Source organism: Streptomyces sp. BPTC-684 (genome assembly GCF_030028635.1).
GTDB lineage: Bacteria > Actinomycetota > Actinomycetes > Streptomycetales > Streptomycetaceae > Streptomyces > Streptomyces noboritoensis.
In genome coordinates this window covers 4,042,423-4,058,064 of the sequence record NZ_CP124863.1, presented here as the reverse complement: position 1 = coordinate 4,058,064, position 15,642 = coordinate 4,042,423, and the positions used below count along the sequence as shown (strand labels likewise).

Sequence of the window (15,642 nt, the reverse complement as noted above, 5' to 3'; positions counted from 1 at the left end):
CCCCGCGCCCCTAAGAGCGCCCCTCCGGGGCGCCCCCGGGGATGCCGCGCAGCGGCATTTTTCGGGGCGCGGGGAACTGCGCGAGCAACCCAGCACGGTCCGCAGACAAACCCGGCCGCCCGCCAGAGGGCTTTCGGGAAGGGGTGGGGCGGGGAAAGGAAAACCGCCCCACCCCCGGCACGGGGTGGGGCGGCCTCCCCCCAATCGGGGGGCTCAATTCAGCACGCGCCCAGGTCCTGCCACACACCCCACTCCCCCGTGGTGCCCGGCTCCTCGCCCTGCGTCCACCACTTGGCCTTCCAGTTGTGCCCCTTGTAGGAGACCTGCGTACCGCCCGTGTACGTACCGGCCTTGTCCCAGGCCGCAGCCGTGCACCCGGAAGTGGGCGGAGTGGTCGGCGGAGTCGTGGGCGGCGTCGTCGGCGGAGTGGTCGGCGTCGTCGGCGGCGTCGTCGGGTCCGGCGTGGAGGACGGCGACGAACCCACCGCCGTCACGATCTGGTTCAGCAGCGTCGTCTTGTCGTCGAGCCCGAGCAGCGAGTACATCATCGCGCCCGCGAGCCCCCGGCTGTGCGCGTAATCCGCCCGCGCCTGGATCGACTTCTGGTTCAGGCCGGTGAAGAACTCGCCGTCCTTGTAGAAGTAGGACGCCTTCGCCTGGTCGTCCCAGAACGTCGTCGCCGGGTTGTCGACGATCCCGCCCAGCTCCTTGTAGTGGGCGATCCCCGGCTGCTGGCTCAGCGGCCGCGCCCCGGACGGGCCGGTCGCGGTCTGGGCGAGGCCGTTGGCGGAGCCCGCCGGCACGCCCTTCCAGCCGCGGTAGTAGAACTCGTACCCGAGCGTGAGCTTGGACGCCGGGAACCCGCCCGCGATCCCGTACGCCGCGTTCCCGTCCAGCCAGGAGTCGACCGCGTTCGCGATCGAGTACTTCTGGGTGCCCGGCTTGATCACGTCGGTGGGGTCGTTGGCGCCCGAGTACTGCGGCGACTGGTGGTACGTCGGCCCGTCGCCGTCCCAGGCGCCGTGCATGTCGTACGTCATGATGTTGGCGTAGTCGAGGTACTGCCCGACCTTGTCGGTCTCGATGTTCTTGATCTTGTCCTGACCGGCCGGCATCGCCGCCGTCAGCAGGTACTTCTTGCCGCCGTGCGCCGCCCCGTACTCGTCGAGCTGCTTGCGGAACTCGGCGAGCAGCAGCGTGAAGTTCTGCTTGTCCTCGGCCGCGTACTTGTTGCCGAGGTGGCCGTCGGGCGAGCCCGGGTACTCCCAGTCGATGTCGATGCCGTCGAAGATCCCGGCGGCGGTGCCGGGGCCGCCGTAGCCGCCCTCGACCGGCAGGTCGCCCTGGATGTACTGCTTGATGCAGGACGCCACGAGCTTCTTGCGGCTCGCGTCGGTCTTGGCCGCGTCCGAGAAGTACTTGGAGTAGCTCCAGCCGCCGATCGAGATGTTGATCTTCAGCTTGGGGTACTTGGCCTTCAGTTCCTTGAACTGGTTGAAGACACCGACGATGGGCTGGTCCCACTTGTCGGCGGTGCCGTCCACGCTGTCGGCGGCGCTGAAGGACTTCTGGTAGTCGGCGTACGAGTCGCCCGCGCCGTCACCGGCGCTGGCGTTGTTGTCGTCGCCCGCCGCCTTGTTGGCCTCGAAACAGGTGAGGTCGGTGGGGTGGATGTTGCCGAACGAGTAGTTGATGACGTCCAGCTTGCCCGCGATGCCCCGGGTGTCGAGGTGCTTGGGGTAGAAGGCGTTCCCGTACACGCTCCACTGGTCGTAGTACGCGATCTTCACGCCACCGGTGGAGGCGGCGGCGTTCTGGGCGTCCGCGGCGGAGGCCGCGCCGGCCGGGCCGAGGCCCGCGAAGGCGGCCAGCGCGCCGGCGGCGAGCGTCGCGGTCGTGAGGGCTGCGGCTAGAGGTCTGCGGACGGGCACGGTCGGCCTCCGGGGGGTGAGCGGAACGGCGGTTGGAGCAGTGATAGCGATCAAGCCAGGGGCGCGTCAATGGTCTGAACCAAATTGAGGACTAGACCAATTTGGGTACGAAACCGCTCGTCAGGGAGGTGGACCGAACGCAAGAACCGCCCGCCACCATCGGTGACGAGCGGTTTAAGGCTGTCTTATGGATCTTGGGCGGGCGGGTGAACGGGCTGGACCACCACTCCCGCGAAATCCAGGATTTACCGGCCGGTGATCACAGTGCAGACGCCCCGGCGAGCACCGCACGGGCCCCCCGCGATCACGCCGAGGGCGCCCCGTACACGTCCGCGATCAGCTCGTAGGAGCGCAGCCGGGCCTCCGGCCCGTGCGCGTTCGCGGTCAGCATCAGCTCGTCCGCGCCGGTCCGCTTCTGGAGCGCGTCGAGACCGTCGCGCACCTCCTCGGCGGTCCCGGAGACCACGTTGGCGAGCCAGCCGTCGACGAACTCCCGCTCCAGCGGGCTGAAGGAGTACGCCGCCGCCTCCTCCGGGGTCGGCACGAGCCCCGGGCGGCCGGTGCGCAGCCGGACCATCGACAGGGCGTTGGTGAGCGTCTGGCGGCGCGCCTCGTTCTCGTCGTCGGCGGCCAGCGCCGAGACGCCGATCAGCGCGTACGGCTGGTCGAGCACCTCGGACGGCCGGAACGACTCGCGGTAGAGGTCGAGCGCGGGCACGGTGTTCGCGGCCGAGAAGTGGTGCGCGAACGCGAACGGCAGGCCCAGGACCCCGGCCAGCCGGGCACTGAAGCCGGAGGAGCCGAGCAGCCAGATCGGCGGGCGCCCGGTGGGGCCCTGCACCGGGCCGGGGACGGCGTGGATCTTCGCGTACGGGTGCCCGTCGGGGAAGTCGTCGTCCAGGAACCGGGTCAACTCCGCGAGCTGCTGCGGGAATTCGTCCGCGCCCTCGTTGAGATGGTCGGTGCGGCGCAGGGCCGCCGCCGTCGCCCCGTCGGTGCCGGGCGCGCGCCCCAGACCCAGGTCGATCCGCCCCGGAGCCAGCGCCTCCAGCGTGCCGAACTGCTCCGCGATCACCAGCGGCGCGTGGTTGGGCAGCATGACGCCGCCCGAGCCGAGCCGGATGCGGTCGGTGTGGGCGGCGAGGTGGGCGAGGATGACGGCCGGGGACGAGGAGGCGACGCCGGGCATGGAGTGGTGCTCGGCGACCCAGTGGCGGGTGAAGCCGCGCCGCTCGGCGAGCCGGGCGATCTCGACGCTGGTGCGCAGGGCCCTGGTCGCGGTATAGCCGCTGCCGACCGTCACCAGGTCCAGCACGGACAGGGGCACGGGCGCACTGCCGAACGCCGTCCCTCGAATGTCGTCCACGTCCACCGGTCCGCTCCTCCAGTTCGTGCCGTACGGATACGACAGAAGCTAACAGGAGGGTGTCTCCGTTTTATTCCCGCTCATTCCCGGCGCACCCGCCGCCCGCCCGGCCCGCTGTCGATCAGCAAACGCGGGTACGAACCCGGGCATGACCGATCCGACGACAGGCCCCACCTCACTCGCCGATCTGACCGCCCGTCAACTCCTGGCCGGATACGGCAAGGGCGACTTCTCCCCGGTCGAGGCGGTCCGGGCCGTGCTCGACCGGACAGCCGCCGTGCAGCCCCGGATCAACGCGTTCGTCCGCCTCGACGCCGAGGCGGCGCTCGCCGGGGCCGAGGCGTCCACCGCCCGCTGGTGGGCCGGGGAGCCGCTGGGGCTGCTCGACGGGGTGCCGGTGTCCGTCAAGGACGCGCTCCCGGTGGCCGGCGGCCCGACCCTGCGCGGCTCCACGGCCCCGGCGGGACCGGGGCCCTGGGACGTGGACGCGCCCGCCGTGGCGCGGCTGCGCGAGCACGGGGCGGTGTTCGTGGGGAAGACCACGATGCCCGAGTTCGGGTGGAAGGGGGTCACCGACTCGGCGCTCTCGGGGATCACCCGCAATCCGCACGACCCCGCGCGCACGGCGGGCGGCTCCAGCGGCGGCAGCGCGGCGGCGGTGGCGGCCGGGGCGGCGCCGCTCTCGCTCGGCACCGACGGCGGCGGATCGGTGCGCATCCCCGCCTCGTTCTGCGGGGTGGTCGGGCTGAAGCCGACGTACGGACGGGTGCCGATGTTCCCGCCGAGCCCCTTCGGTTCGCTGGCGCACATCGGGCCGCTGGCGCGGGACGCCGCCGACACGGCGCTGCTGCTCGACGTGATCAGCGGCGCCGACTGGCGCGACTGGTCGGCGAACGAGCGCGCCGAGCCCGTCTCGCCGGGCCTGGCGGAGGGCGTGAAGGGCCTGCGGATCGCGTACTCGCCGTCCTTCGGCGGCCAGGTGGCCGTGCGCCCCGAGGTCGCGGCGGCGGTACGGGCGGCGGTGACCCGGCTCGCCGGGCTCGGCGCGTACGTCGAGGAGGCGGACCCGGACTTCGCGGACCCCGTGGCCGCCTTCCACACGCTGTGGTTCGCGGGCGCGGCGCGCGTGGTGGGGCAGCTCCCGTCGGAGCGGCGGGCGGCCCTGGAGCCGGGGCTGCGGGAGATCGCGGAGCAGGGCGCGCGGTACGGGGCGCTCGACTATCTGGCCGCGCTCGACGTCCGGGCGGCGCTCGGCCACCGCATGGCCCGCTTCCACCGCACCCACGACCTGCTGGTCACACCGACCCTGCCGATCACCGCGTTCGAGGCGGGCGCGGAGGTCCCGAAGGGGTCCGGCCTGCACCGGTGGACGGGCTGGACCCCGTTCACGTACCCCTTCAACATGACCTGCCAGCCGGCCCTTACGGTCCCGGTCGGCACGGACTCGGCGGGGCTGCCCATCGGCCTCCAGCTGGTCGCCGCGCGGCACCGCGACGACCTGGTGCTGCGGGCCGCGCACGCACTGGAGGGCTGAACCGGGACGCATGGCGGCGTCGAACGCGGGTAGCGGCGCCGCCATGGTTCGAGCAACTGCACGACGAACGTTTCTCGCCTCAGGGGTCGGCGCGGCCCTCGCCGCCGCCGGCTGCTCCCGGGTGCCCGACGGCGACGCGCTCGGGCGCCTCAGATCGCAGGGCACGGTACGGCTCGGGATCGCCGGAGAGGTCCCGTACGGCTATGTCGACGAGGACGGCCGGTTCACCGGCGAGGCGCCGGAACTCGCCAAAGTGATCTTCAAGCGGCTCGGCATCGACCGCGTCCAGCCCGTCGCCACCGACTTCTCCTCGCTCATCCCCGGCCTCAACTCCCAGCAGTTCGACGTCGTCTCGGCCGGGATGTACATCAACAAGGAGCGCTGCGCGCAGGTCCTCTTCGCCGACCCCGAGTACCAGATGCTCGACGCGTTCATCGTGCGCAAGGGCAACCCCAAGGGGCTCCACTCGTACGAGGACGTGGTGCGCAGCCGCGCGCGCCTCGCCACCGGGACCGGCTACGCGGAGATCAGGTACGCGGTGGCCGCCGGGCTGCCGGAGAAGGACATCGTCATCCTCCAGGACCAGGTCGCCGGGCTGAACGCGGTGGAGTCCGGGCGCGTCGACGTGTTCGCCGGGACCGCGCTCACCACCCGCGCCGTGGTGCGCAAGAGCAGCCGCGCCGAGGCCACCGCCCCCTTCGCCGCCGTCGTCGACGGCGAGAGGAAGGTCGACGGCGGCGGCTTCGCCTTCCGGCCCACCGACACCGCCCTGCGCGACGCGTTCACCACCGAGCTGAACAAGCTGCGCGCCAGTGGCGAACTCCTCCGGATCCTGCGGCCGTTCGGCTTCACCCGGGCCGAGATGACCACCCTCACCGCCGAGGAGCTGTGCCGATGACGGCCGGACTGTGGCAGCACTGGGTGCTGCCGGGCATCTGGATCACCGTCCAGCTGACCGTGTACAGCGCGGCGCTGGCCGCCGCCGTCGCCTTCGGGACCGGCATGGCCCGCACCCACCGCTCCCGGCTCGTGCGGTTCCTGGCCGGTTTCTACACCGAGGTCTTCCGGGGCACCTCCGCCCTGGTCCTGATGTTCTGGCTGTTCTTCGTGCTGCCGCCGCTGGTGGGCTGGCAGCTGGTGCCGATGTGGGCGGCCGTCCTGGCGCTCGGCCTCTCCTACGGCGCGTACGGCGCGGAGATCATCCGGGGCGCGCTCAACGCCGTCCCGCCCGCCCAGCGCGAGGCGGGCATCGCCCTGAGCCTCACGCCGTGGCAGCGGATGCGGCTGGTGCTGCTGCCGCAGGCGGTGCCGGAGATGATCCCGCCGTTCTGCAACCTGCTGGTCGAACTGCTCAAGGGCACCGCCCTGGTCTCGCTGCTCGGGGTCGGCGACGTGTCGTTCGCCGCGTACCTGGTCCGGCTCGCCACCCAGGACAGCGCGCGGATCTACAGCGTCACCCTCGTCGTCTACTTCGTCCTCGCCTTCGGGATCACCCGGGGCATGAAGGCGCTGGAGCGCCGCGCCAAGGCCAATCTGGGGGTGACGGTCAAGTGACGCACTCGGCTGGAGCGGCGCAGTCCTCCTGGGACTGGTCCGCCGTCTGGGACTTCATGCCGCGCTTCGGGGACGGGGTGCTCGTCACCCTCCAGGTCCTGGCGCTCGGCTCGCTCATCTCGTTCTCGCTGGGTCTGGTGTGGGCGCTCGGCCTGCGCGCGCCGTCCCGGCTGGTGCGGTGGCCGGTGACCGCCGTCACCGAGTTCATCCGCACCACCCCGCTGCTGGTGCAGCTGTTCTTCCTGTTCTTCGTGCTGCCCGAGTGGGGCGTGAAGTTCTCCGCCCTGACCACCGGCGTCCTCGCCATCGGGCTGCACTACTCGACGTACACCGCGCAGGTCTACCGGGCCGGCATCGACGCCGTGCCCAAGGGGCAGTGGGAGGCGGCCACCGCGCTCAGCCTGCCCGTGCACCGGACCTGGCTGGCGGTGATCCTGCCGCAGGCGGTGCGCCGGATCGTGCCCGCGCTCGGCAACTACGTCATCTCGATGCTCAAGGACACCCCGCTGCTGGCCGGGATCAGCGTCCTCGAACTCCTCCAGCAGTCGCGCCTGGAGGGCGCCTCGACCTTCCAGTACACCGAGCCGCTGACCGTGGTCGGCATCGCCTTCGTCCTCATCGCCTATCCGGCTTCCCTTCTCGTACGAGCCCTGGAGCGCCGCCTTGCCCGCTGACCCCTCCCCCACGCGCACCCCCGCCCCCTCCGACCCCGACAGCCCCCTCATCACCTTCGACAGCGTCACCAAGCGCTTCGGCTCCACCACCGTCCTGGACGACCTGTGCTTCTCGGTGCGGCCGGGGCGGCACGTCACGCTGATCGGCCCCTCCGGCTCCGGCAAGACCACGATCCTGCGGCTGCTCATGACCCTGGAGACGCCCGACTCCGGGACGATCCAGGTCAATGGGGACCGGCTGTTTCCGGCCGCCGAGCGAGAGCGCCGCCAGGCCCGGAAGAAGATCGGGATGGTCTTCCAGCAGTTCAACCTCTTCCCCAACATGACCGTGCTGCGGAACATCACCGAGGCGCCGGTGCGGGTGCTCGGCCTCTCGCCCGACGAGGCCGAGGCCCGGGCGAAGGAGCTGCTCGACCTGGTGGGGCTCGCCGACCGCCTCGACGCCAGGCCCGCGCAGCTCTCCGGCGGCCAGCAGCAGCGGGTGGCGATCGCGCGGGCCCTCGCCATGCGGCCCCAGGTGCTGCTTCTGGACGAGGTGACGTCCGCGCTGGACCCGGAGCTGGTGGCCGGGGTCCTGGACGTACTGCGGGACATCGCGACGACGACGGACATCACCATGCTCTGCGTCACGCACGAGATGAACTTCGCGCGCGACATCTCGGACGAGGTCATGATGTTCGATTCCGGGAAGGTCATCGAGTCGGGTCCGCCGGAAAAAATCTTCGCGGGACCCGAGCACGAACGCACGCGCGAGTTCCTGGGCGCGGTGCTCTGACCTCACGTTCCGGCCAGAGACCCTGACTCTGGCATATGCCGGGCGGATGCGCCCCAGCTTATGGGCCGGGGCGCATCATCAATCTCGTCAACACCCCCACCAGAAAGGGTGCTTGGCGGTTATCTTGGAACGGTGAAGCTGTCCACCTTCGCAGCCTCAACCTGCTAGGGGGAAACCGTGGCGCTGAAGCCCGAGCCGACCGCGCCGTTCCACTCGGTGCAGTACGCCTTCCGCGTCCTGGAGACGATCTCCAAGCACGCAGGCGGAGTGACGGACGTCCAGATCGCACGAGAGACCGGTCTGCCGACCGCACACCTCGCCTCCCTCCTCCTCATGCTCCGCTGCGAGGGCTATGTGGAACAGGTGGCCGACGGGGCGTACGTCATCGGCGACTCCACCGTCCTGCTGGGCTCCGGCGTGGTGCGCCAGCAGGCCCTGGAGGCCAAGCTCCAGAGCACGCTCACCGAACTGCGCGACTCGGTCGGCGCGGCGGTCTACATCAGCCGGTACATCGACGGCGAAGTGAAGATCACGCAGTACGCGGACGGCCCCCGCGCCCCGAAGGTGAACGAGTGGGTGGACTTCCGCTCGGCGGCCCACGCCAGCGCGGTCGGCAAGTGCCTGCTCACCCAGCTCGACCAGAACGGGCGGCGCGACCACCTCTCCCGCCACAAGATCGCCCGGCTCACCTCGCGGACCATCACCAACGAGCGCATCCTCTTCAGCAAGCTGGACAGCCAGCCCGCGACGGTCCCGGTCCTCGACCTCCAGGAGTACGCGGTGGGCACGGTCTGCGCGGCCGTTCCGCTCACGGCGGGCTCGGCGGTCGGCTGCCTGGCGCTCTCGATGCCGATCGAGCACGCCCACCGGCTGCGCTCGGCGGCGGACACGCTGAACCGGCGGGCGGCACCGGTGGTGCTGTCGCTGGCGATCTAGGCGTTTCGTTTCCGTAATCCGACGGAGTGCAGGAGCACCCCCTCGGACCAGGTAGTATTTTCTCTGTCAGCAGGCGCCGCTAGCTCAGTTGGTTAGAGCAGCTGACTCTTAATCAGCGGGTCCGGGGTTCGAGTCCCTGGCGGCGCACAGACAGCAGAAGCCCTTCGCGAAAGCGGAGGGCTTCTTGCGTTGTCCCTACACGTTTCCGGCCCACGGCGAACACCCTTGGCAGCCCGTCGCGCGCGAGTAATGCTGATTACATGATTACAGCCGAACAGCACGAGCAGCTTCGCGGCTGGTTCTCCGGCCGCATCCCGGACGGTCTCTACGAGCGTCCGGTCGAGGTGGTGGTCGACCGCGAGGAGATCACCGTCATCGGACGCGTCCCCGAGCCGAAGCTCGCGGACGACGCCTCCCCCGCCGAGCGCGCCGCCGCCCTCGACGGCCGCATCCAGGAGTTCCGCGAGCGCACCCGCGACGAGCGGATCGCCGTGGCCCGTGAGGCCGAGCACCGCTACGGGCGCAAGGTGTCGTGGGGCGCCGAGTGCGGCGGCCGGCGCGCGGTGTTCACCCAGGTCGCGGCCCCCGTCATGACCCGGCTCAAGCAGCCCGAACGCCAGGTCCTGGACACCCTGGTGGCCGGCGGGGTCGCCCGCAGCCGCAGCGACGCCCTTGCCTGGTGCGTACGGCTCGTACAGAGTCACACCGACGACTGGCTCGGGGAGCTGCGCGACTCCCTGGAGCGGGTACGGGAAGTCCGCGCCCAGGGACCCGACCGCGCGTCGGGGCCCGCCGAGGAGGAAAACGCATGAGCGACGCTCCGGGGATCCCCAGCGTCTACGAGTGGATGGGCGGCCAGGAGGCCCTCGACCGCCTGACCGAGGTGTTCTACGGGCACGTGCACAAGGACCCGGCACTTGCCCCGGTGTTCGCGGGCGCCCCGGCCGAGCACGCCCACCACGTGGCGATCTGGCTGGCCGAGGTCTTCGGCGGCCCCGCCGACTACACCGCGGCCCACGGCGGCCACGACCACATGGCCGGGCGCCACCTCGGCCGCGGCATCACCGAGGAGCAGCGGCGTCGCTGGATCTCGCTGCTGACGGATGCAGCGGACGAGGTGGGGCTGCCGGACGACCCGGAGTTCCGGGCGGTGTTCGCGTACTACATCGAGTGGGGCACGCGGATGGCGCTCGTCTACTCGGGCCCGAACCCGCCGCCGGTCGAAGGGACGGGTGCGACCGTGCCGAAGTGGGGCTGGAACCAGACCCCGCCGTGGCAGTCGAAGGGCTAAGCGCTCCGCGGGAAGTGGAGTGCGTCATCTGCGGGCCGGTGGGGGCTGGTCGCGCAGTTCCCCGCGCCCCTGAAGGGGCGCGGTACCGCACTGGACTTCCACAAGACCGCTTAGCCTAACCCCCGTCAACTCGCTTGCGTACGGCCCCTCCAGGGATCCCCGGAGGGGCCGTACGCATGTCTTATACATTCGTTCTAGACAGTCGTATTAAACAGCCGTACAGTTCCTGCCATGACGCACTCGCCGAGCACGAACCTCCGCGCCGGGCGCAAGGAGTGGACCGCCTTCGTCGTCCTCCTGCTGCCGCTCCTCCTGGTCTCGATGGACGTCTCCGTCCTCTACTTCGCGATCCCCTCCATCACCCGCGAGCTGGACCCGAGCGCCACCCAGCAGCTGTGGATCTTCGACATCTACGCCTTCGCGCTCGCCGGACTGCTGATCACGATGGGCTCGCTCGGCGACCGGATCGGCCGCCGCAGGCTGCTCATGATCGGAGCGGCGGCGTTCGGCCTCGCCTCGGTGACGGCGGCGTACGCGACCAGCGCCGAGATGCTCATCGCCTCCCGCGCCCTGCTCGGCGTCGGCGGCGCGACTCTGATGCCCTCCACCATGGGCCTGGTCCGCAGCATGTTCCGCGACGACAGGCAGCGCGGCCAGGCGATCGGCATCTGGTCCGCCGCCATGGCGGGCGGCATCGCGCTCGGCTCGGTGCTGAGCGGTGTGATGCTGGAGCACTTCTGGTGGGGCTCGGTCTTCCTGATCAACGTGCCCGCGATGGTGCTGCTGCTCGTCCTGGTCCCGGTCCTGGTCCCCGAGTTCAAGGACCCGGCGCCCGGGAAGTTCGACCTGCTGAGCGTGCCGCTGTCGATGGGCGCGGTGCTGCCGGTGGTCTACGGGCTCAAGGAGTTCGCCGCCGAGGGCTTCAGCGCGGCGCGGCTGCTCTCCGTCGCCGGGGGCCTCGCGGTCGGCTGGGTCTTCGTCCGCCGCCAGCGCACCAGGAAGGACGCGATGATCAGCCGCGAGCTCTTCCGCGACCGGGTCTTCGGCGCCGGGATCTCCCTCAACGCGGTCGCCGCCTTCGCGATGATGGGCTCGGCGTACTTCACCACGCAGTACCTCCAGTCGGTGCTCGGCATGGGCACGATGGAGGCGGCCCTGTGGTCGCTGGCCCCGTCGGTCGCGGTGGGCATCGCGGCCCCGACGGCGACGGCGGTCGCGGCCAGGACCGGCAAGGCCCCGGTCATCGCGACCGGCTTCGTGATCGGCTCGGCGGGCTACGGCATCCTCGCCCTCACCGGCACCGACTCCCTCTGGATCGTGCTGACCGGCGCCGCGGTGATCGCCAGCGGCATCGTGATGGTGATGGCGCTGGTGTCGGACATGGCCCTGGCGTCGGCCCCGGCCGAGAAGGCCGGCTCGGCGGCCTCGCTCCTGGAGACCGGGCAGGAGTTCGGCGGCGCGCTCGGCATGGCGGTCCTGGGCTCGATCGGCACCGCGGTCTACCGCTCCGACATGCCCGACTCGGCCCCGCCGGCCGCCCGCGAGACCCTGGGCGCGGCGGTCGCGAGCGCCGACCACGCGCTGGTGACGACGGCTCGGGAGGCCTTCGTGCACGGCATGCAGTACGCGGCGGTCGGCGGGACGGTCCTGCTGGTGGTCACGGCGGGGGTGGCTGTGGCTCTGCTGCGGGGCACGAGTGCGCGGGCGCCGGAGGCGGTTGCCGCGCGGGAGGGCGAGCTGGTGGCGTGAGCCGCGTACCTACGCGACCGCCGGGCGGGCTCACTTCGAGCCCGCCCGGCGGTCGTCCGCGTGTCGTCTGCGGGCCGGCGGGGGCTTGTCGCGCAGTTCCCCGCGCCCCTAAAGGACTGTGGCTGAGCTGGGTTCTCCGGCTGCGGCCGACTACCTAAGGGGCGCGGGGAACTGCGCGATCAGCCACAGACCACCCGCAGACAAAGACCGGGCACTTAGAACTGCACGTCCGAGCACGCGTAGAACGCGTTGCCCGTGTCCGCGATCGTCCACACCGCGAGGATCAGGTGGTGGCCGGTTCGCCCCGTGGGGATGGTGCCCTCGTGCGAGAGCGTGGGCGGCGGCTGCTTGCCGTAGAACGGGACGGTCAGGAAAGGCTGCGGGTCGAGCGCCGCGCGGGTGAGCTTCCTGCTCGGGTCCCAGCCCTGCTTGGTGAGGTAGTACCGGAAGTCCGTGGTGGCGTGCCGAGCGGTGAACTGCCAGCGGAAGGTGTACGCCTGACCCGCCGTCAGCTTGGTCGTGGGCCAGCCCGTGCCGCCGCGCGGATCGTCGAGCTGGGCGAACCGGCTGTTGCCGCCCGCGCATATCGTTCCGTCGGCGGGGCCCGCGGCCGGGAACCCCTTGGGACCCTCGACGGACTGGGGCTCCCACTGTATTTCGCCGCAGGCGTGGGTGTTGGCGCACACCTTCTGGCGGCTCAGGGGCTGGTCGGTGTAGCCATGGCCGCTGGCACTGGAGGTGGCGAGCAGGGAGGTGCCCGCGGCCGCGAGCGCGACCACGGCCGCGCCCAGCTTCTTCTTGCGCATGCTGACGCTCCTGGAGAACGTGGGGGAGTTCTGGGGACGTGGCGCACGCGTGCAATCTGGTCTGGACCAACTCACAGGCTATTCCCGCCAGTTGAGCATGTCCAGACCAATCACCACGCGGCTTCGACCCCGAGGCTCCCCCGCGTTCAGGCGCCCTGGACCCCGCCCCTGCCCGTGTAGAACGCCACCGTCAGGTCCTTCACCAGCACCCTGCGCTCGTAGTCGTCCAGCCCGACCAGACCGCGCGAGGTGAGCCGGGCGACGGTGTCGTCGACCGCGTCCACCACCGAGCCGAGCACCGCGTCCCGGTGCCGGGCGTCGATCGCCGCGACCCGCCGCCGCAGCATCGCCGCCGCCACCTCGGGCGCGTACTCGATCCGGACGGGCTGGGCCGCGTACACCTCGATCCCGACCGCCTCCGCCTCCGCCTTCAGCAGCCGGGTCAGCGCGTCCCCGACGGCCTCCGCGTCGCGCAGGGTCGGGGTGTCCTCGTGGAAGGCGTCGGCCGGGAGCTGCGAGAGGACCCGGGCCAACGCCGCCTCCACCTGATCGCGCAGATAGACCACGTGGTCCGCCACGCCCAGGGTCGCCCGCGCGGTGTCCCTGACCCGCCACACCACGAGCACCACGGCCCGCAGCGCCGTGCCGTCCGCGTCGACCGCGGGCATCGGCTCACTGCGCCAGTGCCGCAGCCGTACGTCGACCCGGTGGCGCAGCAGCAGCGGGCTCATCCACACCAGCCCCGTGCGCCGCACGCTCCCCCGGTAGTCGCCGCAGAGCGAGAGCACCCAGGCGCACCCGACCCGGCCGCGCCCCAGCCCGCCGAAGCAGACGACCGCGAGGGCCGTGCCGAGCACGAGCAGCGCCCAGCGCCCGGGCCCCATGACGCCGTGCCCACCGGTGTACGTATACGAAGGCAGCCCCAGCGCGCCCGTCACGGCCGCCGGGAGCAGCCCGGCCGACCAGACCACCGCCGCGCACCCCGCGAGCGCGGCCAGCCCCGCCGCGACGGCCACCGCCCCCGGCACCACGGGCCCGGCCCGCTCCACGAGCCCGGGGTCGCCGGGTGTGGCGGGCCGCACCGGCGCCGGCACCGGCCGGGCCGCGCGCCGGGCCGGGGCGGCCCTCGGCCCCGGCCCCGGCTGCGGCACCACGGGAGCGGGCCCGGTGTCGTCCCGGAACAGCAGGTGCACCGGGATCTCGGCGGTGGACTCACCCTTGATCACCGCGACCCGGCGGGCGCCGGGGCCGGGGACCCCGTCCTCGGGGGTGGGCGCGGAATCCGTTGTCGTCTGCATTGATGCCTCCGTCATGATTGGGGTCTCCCCTGCTCGAACGGTGGGGGCCCCTCCCTGCTCGAACGAAGTTGAGAGCTAGGGGGAGAGAGCTTGGGGAAAAGCCGCCGCCAGGTCTCGGGGCCGGGGTAGCCGTCGGCCGCGCCGCCGCGCCAGCCCTGGGCGCGTTGGAACGCCTCGACGTTGCGCCGGTCGGCCTCGCTCCAGCGCGGACCGGGCCCGGCGGTGTAGTACCGCCCGAACCCCTTCCGCAGGAGCTGCCGCCCGAGCTCGGTCACGTACGCACTGGACTGACCCGGCCGGAAGTACGCCCGGCCGGGGAAGACGGGCACCCGCACCCGGCCCGCCTGCGCGGCGACGGTCGGCCCGGCGGGAGCGCCCGGCGCACCCAGCGGGCCTGGCGGGCCCTGGGCGGGAGGCGCGGGGGGTTGGGGCGCGGCGGGCTGAGCCGTCGGGGCCGGGGCTGTCGGGGCCGGGGCCGTCGGGGCCGGGGCCGTCGGGGCCGGGGCCGTCGGCACCTGAGCCGCAGGCACCTGAGCCGGCGGCTGGGGCGGGGTGGTCGCCGCTGGCGCCGTCACCCCGCCCGCAGGTGGGATGTCCTTGCCCGCGCCCCGGACCAGCAGGCTCCACGTCTCGGCGCCGGGCAGGCCGTCGGCGCTGCGGCCCGTCCAGCCCTGGGCGCGCTGGAAGGCCTGGGTGGCCCTGCGGTCCGCCGCGCCCCAGCGCGGGCCGGGGCCCTCGGTGTAGAAGCGCTTGCCGCCGCGCGCCACCAGCATCTGGCCGAGGCGGGTCACGTACGCGTTGTCGGCGCCCGGCCCGAAGGCGCCCGCGCCCGGGAAGGCCACGGCGAGCGCCGCCGGGGCGGCGGGCGGCTCGACGGCGGGGCCGCCGGCGCCGGTGCTGAGGCCCTTGTAGCGGTAGGGCAGATAACGGCTGGAATTGCTCCAGTACCCGTACGGCGTCGCCTGCTTCCGGACCAGCGGGGGCGTCTGCTCGTACGCGACGTAGTAGGTGTGCGTGTAGTCCGTCCAGCCGCCGAAGATCACCACGTGCGAGCCGCGGGTCGGGTTGTCGGGGTTGTGGAAGAGCAGGATGTCGCCGGGCTGGAGCTCCTCCCTGGCGATCCGCACCGCGAAGGCGTCCAGGCTGCCGGTCCACTCGTTGGTGCCGAGGTTCCAGGCCATCGAGACGAACCCGGAGCAGTCCTGCCGGTACCCGTCCGACCAGTACTTCTCCATGCTGTACGGGACCTGCGCGGTCACCCACTTCTTCGCCCGGTTGATGATGTCGGCCCGGGTCATCGGCCGGAGCTTGCGCGGCGGCGGCTCGTCCGGTGGCACGGCGCCGCTCCCGTGCAGCGCGCCGGTGGCCCCCTGCTCGGTCGCGGGCCCGGTGTCCAGGCCGACGGCGTCGCCTCCTGAGGCGGCCCGGTCGTGGCCGGTTTCCGGCCCCGGCGCCCGGACGGTGGCGGCCGCGGTCCCGGCGCCGAGGACCACGCCCGCCGCGGTCGCGAGCACCAGCGCGCGGCGGGCGCCGTGGGCGGCCGGGTGGCCCCCGGCGCGCGGCGGCAGGGCGGCCGTCCGCCGCCGGTCCGCGCACCCGGCGCAGCCGCACTCGCCCGGCGGCTCGTACTCCTCGAACACCGGCACCGTCATGGGCGTCACCTGCCGCTCTCGGCGATCTTGTGGTCGTTGAAGATCTTTTCTGCGCTTCTGCACGGGCCACAGCTTT

At 72.2% G+C, this 15,642-nt stretch carries 14 protein-coding genes and 1 tRNA gene; 10 read left to right on the top strand and 5 right to left on the bottom strand.

The genetic code is table 11. The features are described 5' to 3' along the window. Positions 1-218 precede the first annotated feature (218 nt). Together QIY60_RS17935 and QIY60_RS17930 are read right to left on the bottom strand one after the other, a co-directional pair. A complete protein-coding gene (locus QIY60_RS17935) occupies positions 219-1,931 on the bottom strand; it encodes a glycosyl hydrolase family 18 protein (protein ID WP_283143359.1) in 1,713 nt (570 codons plus the stop codon). Positions 1,932-2,235: 304 nt separating this feature from the next. Beyond that, positions 2,236-3,342, bottom strand: coding sequence for an LLM class flavin-dependent oxidoreductase (locus tag QIY60_RS17930; RefSeq protein ID WP_283145986.1), 1,107 nt, complete (start codon positions 3,340-3,342; stop codon positions 2,236-2,238). Positions 3,343-3,445: 103 nt separating this feature from the next. Here QIY60_RS17930 and QIY60_RS17925 point away from each other — a divergent pair, with 103 nt between their 5' ends. From QIY60_RS17925 to QIY60_RS17880, 10 genes are all read left to right on the top strand, one after another. Further along, a complete protein-coding gene (locus QIY60_RS17925; protein ID WP_283143358.1) occupies positions 3,446-4,831 on the top strand; it encodes an amidase in 1,386 nt (461 codons plus the stop codon). A 43-nt stretch (positions 4,832-4,874) separates the two neighbouring features. Continuing rightward, a complete protein-coding gene (gene ehuB, locus QIY60_RS17920; protein ID WP_283143357.1) occupies positions 4,875-5,729 on the top strand; it encodes an ectoine/hydroxyectoine ABC transporter substrate-binding protein EhuB in 855 nt (284 codons plus the stop codon). Beyond that, positions 5,726-6,385: an ectoine/hydroxyectoine ABC transporter permease subunit EhuC gene (ehuC, locus tag QIY60_RS17915; RefSeq protein WP_283143356.1), complete on the top strand. Its 660-nt coding sequence runs from the start codon at positions 5,726-5,728 to the stop codon at positions 6,383-6,385. Before ehuB ends, ehuC begins: the two co-directional genes overlap by 4 nt. Before the next feature lie 56 nt (positions 6,386-6,441). After that, positions 6,442-7,059: an ectoine/hydroxyectoine ABC transporter permease subunit EhuD gene (gene ehuD / locus QIY60_RS17910; RefSeq protein ID WP_283145985.1), complete on the top strand. Its 618-nt coding sequence runs from the start codon at positions 6,442-6,444 to the stop codon at positions 7,057-7,059. After that, complete coding sequence (gene ehuA, locus QIY60_RS17905) at positions 7,049-7,834, top strand: ectoine/hydroxyectoine ABC transporter ATP-binding protein EhuA (RefSeq protein ID WP_283143355.1); 786 nt, start codon at positions 7,049-7,051, stop codon at positions 7,832-7,834. The genes ehuD and ehuA overlap by 11 nt, the downstream gene beginning before the upstream one ends. 177 nt (positions 7,835-8,011) lie before the next feature. Then, positions 8,012-8,770, top strand: a complete 759-nt coding sequence (locus QIY60_RS17900) for an IclR family transcriptional regulator C-terminal domain-containing protein (protein ID WP_283143354.1) — start codon at positions 8,012-8,014, stop codon at positions 8,768-8,770. A 73-nt stretch (positions 8,771-8,843) separates the two neighbouring features. After that, a tRNA-Lys gene (locus QIY60_RS17895) sits at positions 8,844-8,917 on the top strand. A gap of 113 nt (positions 8,918-9,030) precedes the next feature. Then, a complete protein-coding gene (locus QIY60_RS17890; protein ID WP_283143353.1) occupies positions 9,031-9,582 on the top strand; it encodes a hypothetical protein in 552 nt (183 codons plus the stop codon). Next, positions 9,579-10,061, top strand: coding sequence for a group II truncated hemoglobin (locus tag QIY60_RS17885; protein ID WP_283143352.1), 483 nt, complete (start codon positions 9,579-9,581; stop codon positions 10,059-10,061). The genes QIY60_RS17890 and QIY60_RS17885 overlap by 4 nt, the downstream gene beginning before the upstream one ends. 231 nt (positions 10,062-10,292) lie before the next feature. After that, on the top strand, positions 10,293-11,810 hold the full coding sequence (locus QIY60_RS17880) for an MFS transporter (RefSeq protein ID WP_283143351.1): 1,518 nt from the start codon (positions 10,293-10,295) through the stop codon (positions 11,808-11,810). A gap of 215 nt (positions 11,811-12,025) precedes the next feature. Here QIY60_RS17880 and QIY60_RS17875 read toward each other — a convergent pair whose 3' ends face one another. The 3 genes from QIY60_RS17875 to QIY60_RS17865 form a co-directional block, all read right to left on the bottom strand. Next, entirely contained in the window at positions 12,026-12,616 is a 591-nt protein-coding gene (locus QIY60_RS17875; RefSeq protein ID WP_283143350.1) for a lytic polysaccharide monooxygenase, read from the bottom strand. A gap of 146 nt (positions 12,617-12,762) precedes the next feature. Further along, positions 12,763-13,929 carry an SPFH domain-containing protein gene (locus QIY60_RS17870; RefSeq protein WP_283143349.1) on the bottom strand — a complete coding sequence of 389 codons (1,167 nt, stop codon included), beginning with the start codon at positions 13,927-13,929 and terminating at the stop codon, positions 12,763-12,765. Then, on the bottom strand, positions 13,926-15,566 hold the full coding sequence (locus tag QIY60_RS17865) for a peptidoglycan-binding protein (RefSeq protein WP_283143348.1): 1,641 nt from the start codon (positions 15,564-15,566) through the stop codon (positions 13,926-13,928). Before QIY60_RS17865 ends, QIY60_RS17870 begins: the two co-directional genes overlap by 4 nt. Between the last annotated feature and the right edge of the window lie 76 nt (positions 15,567-15,642).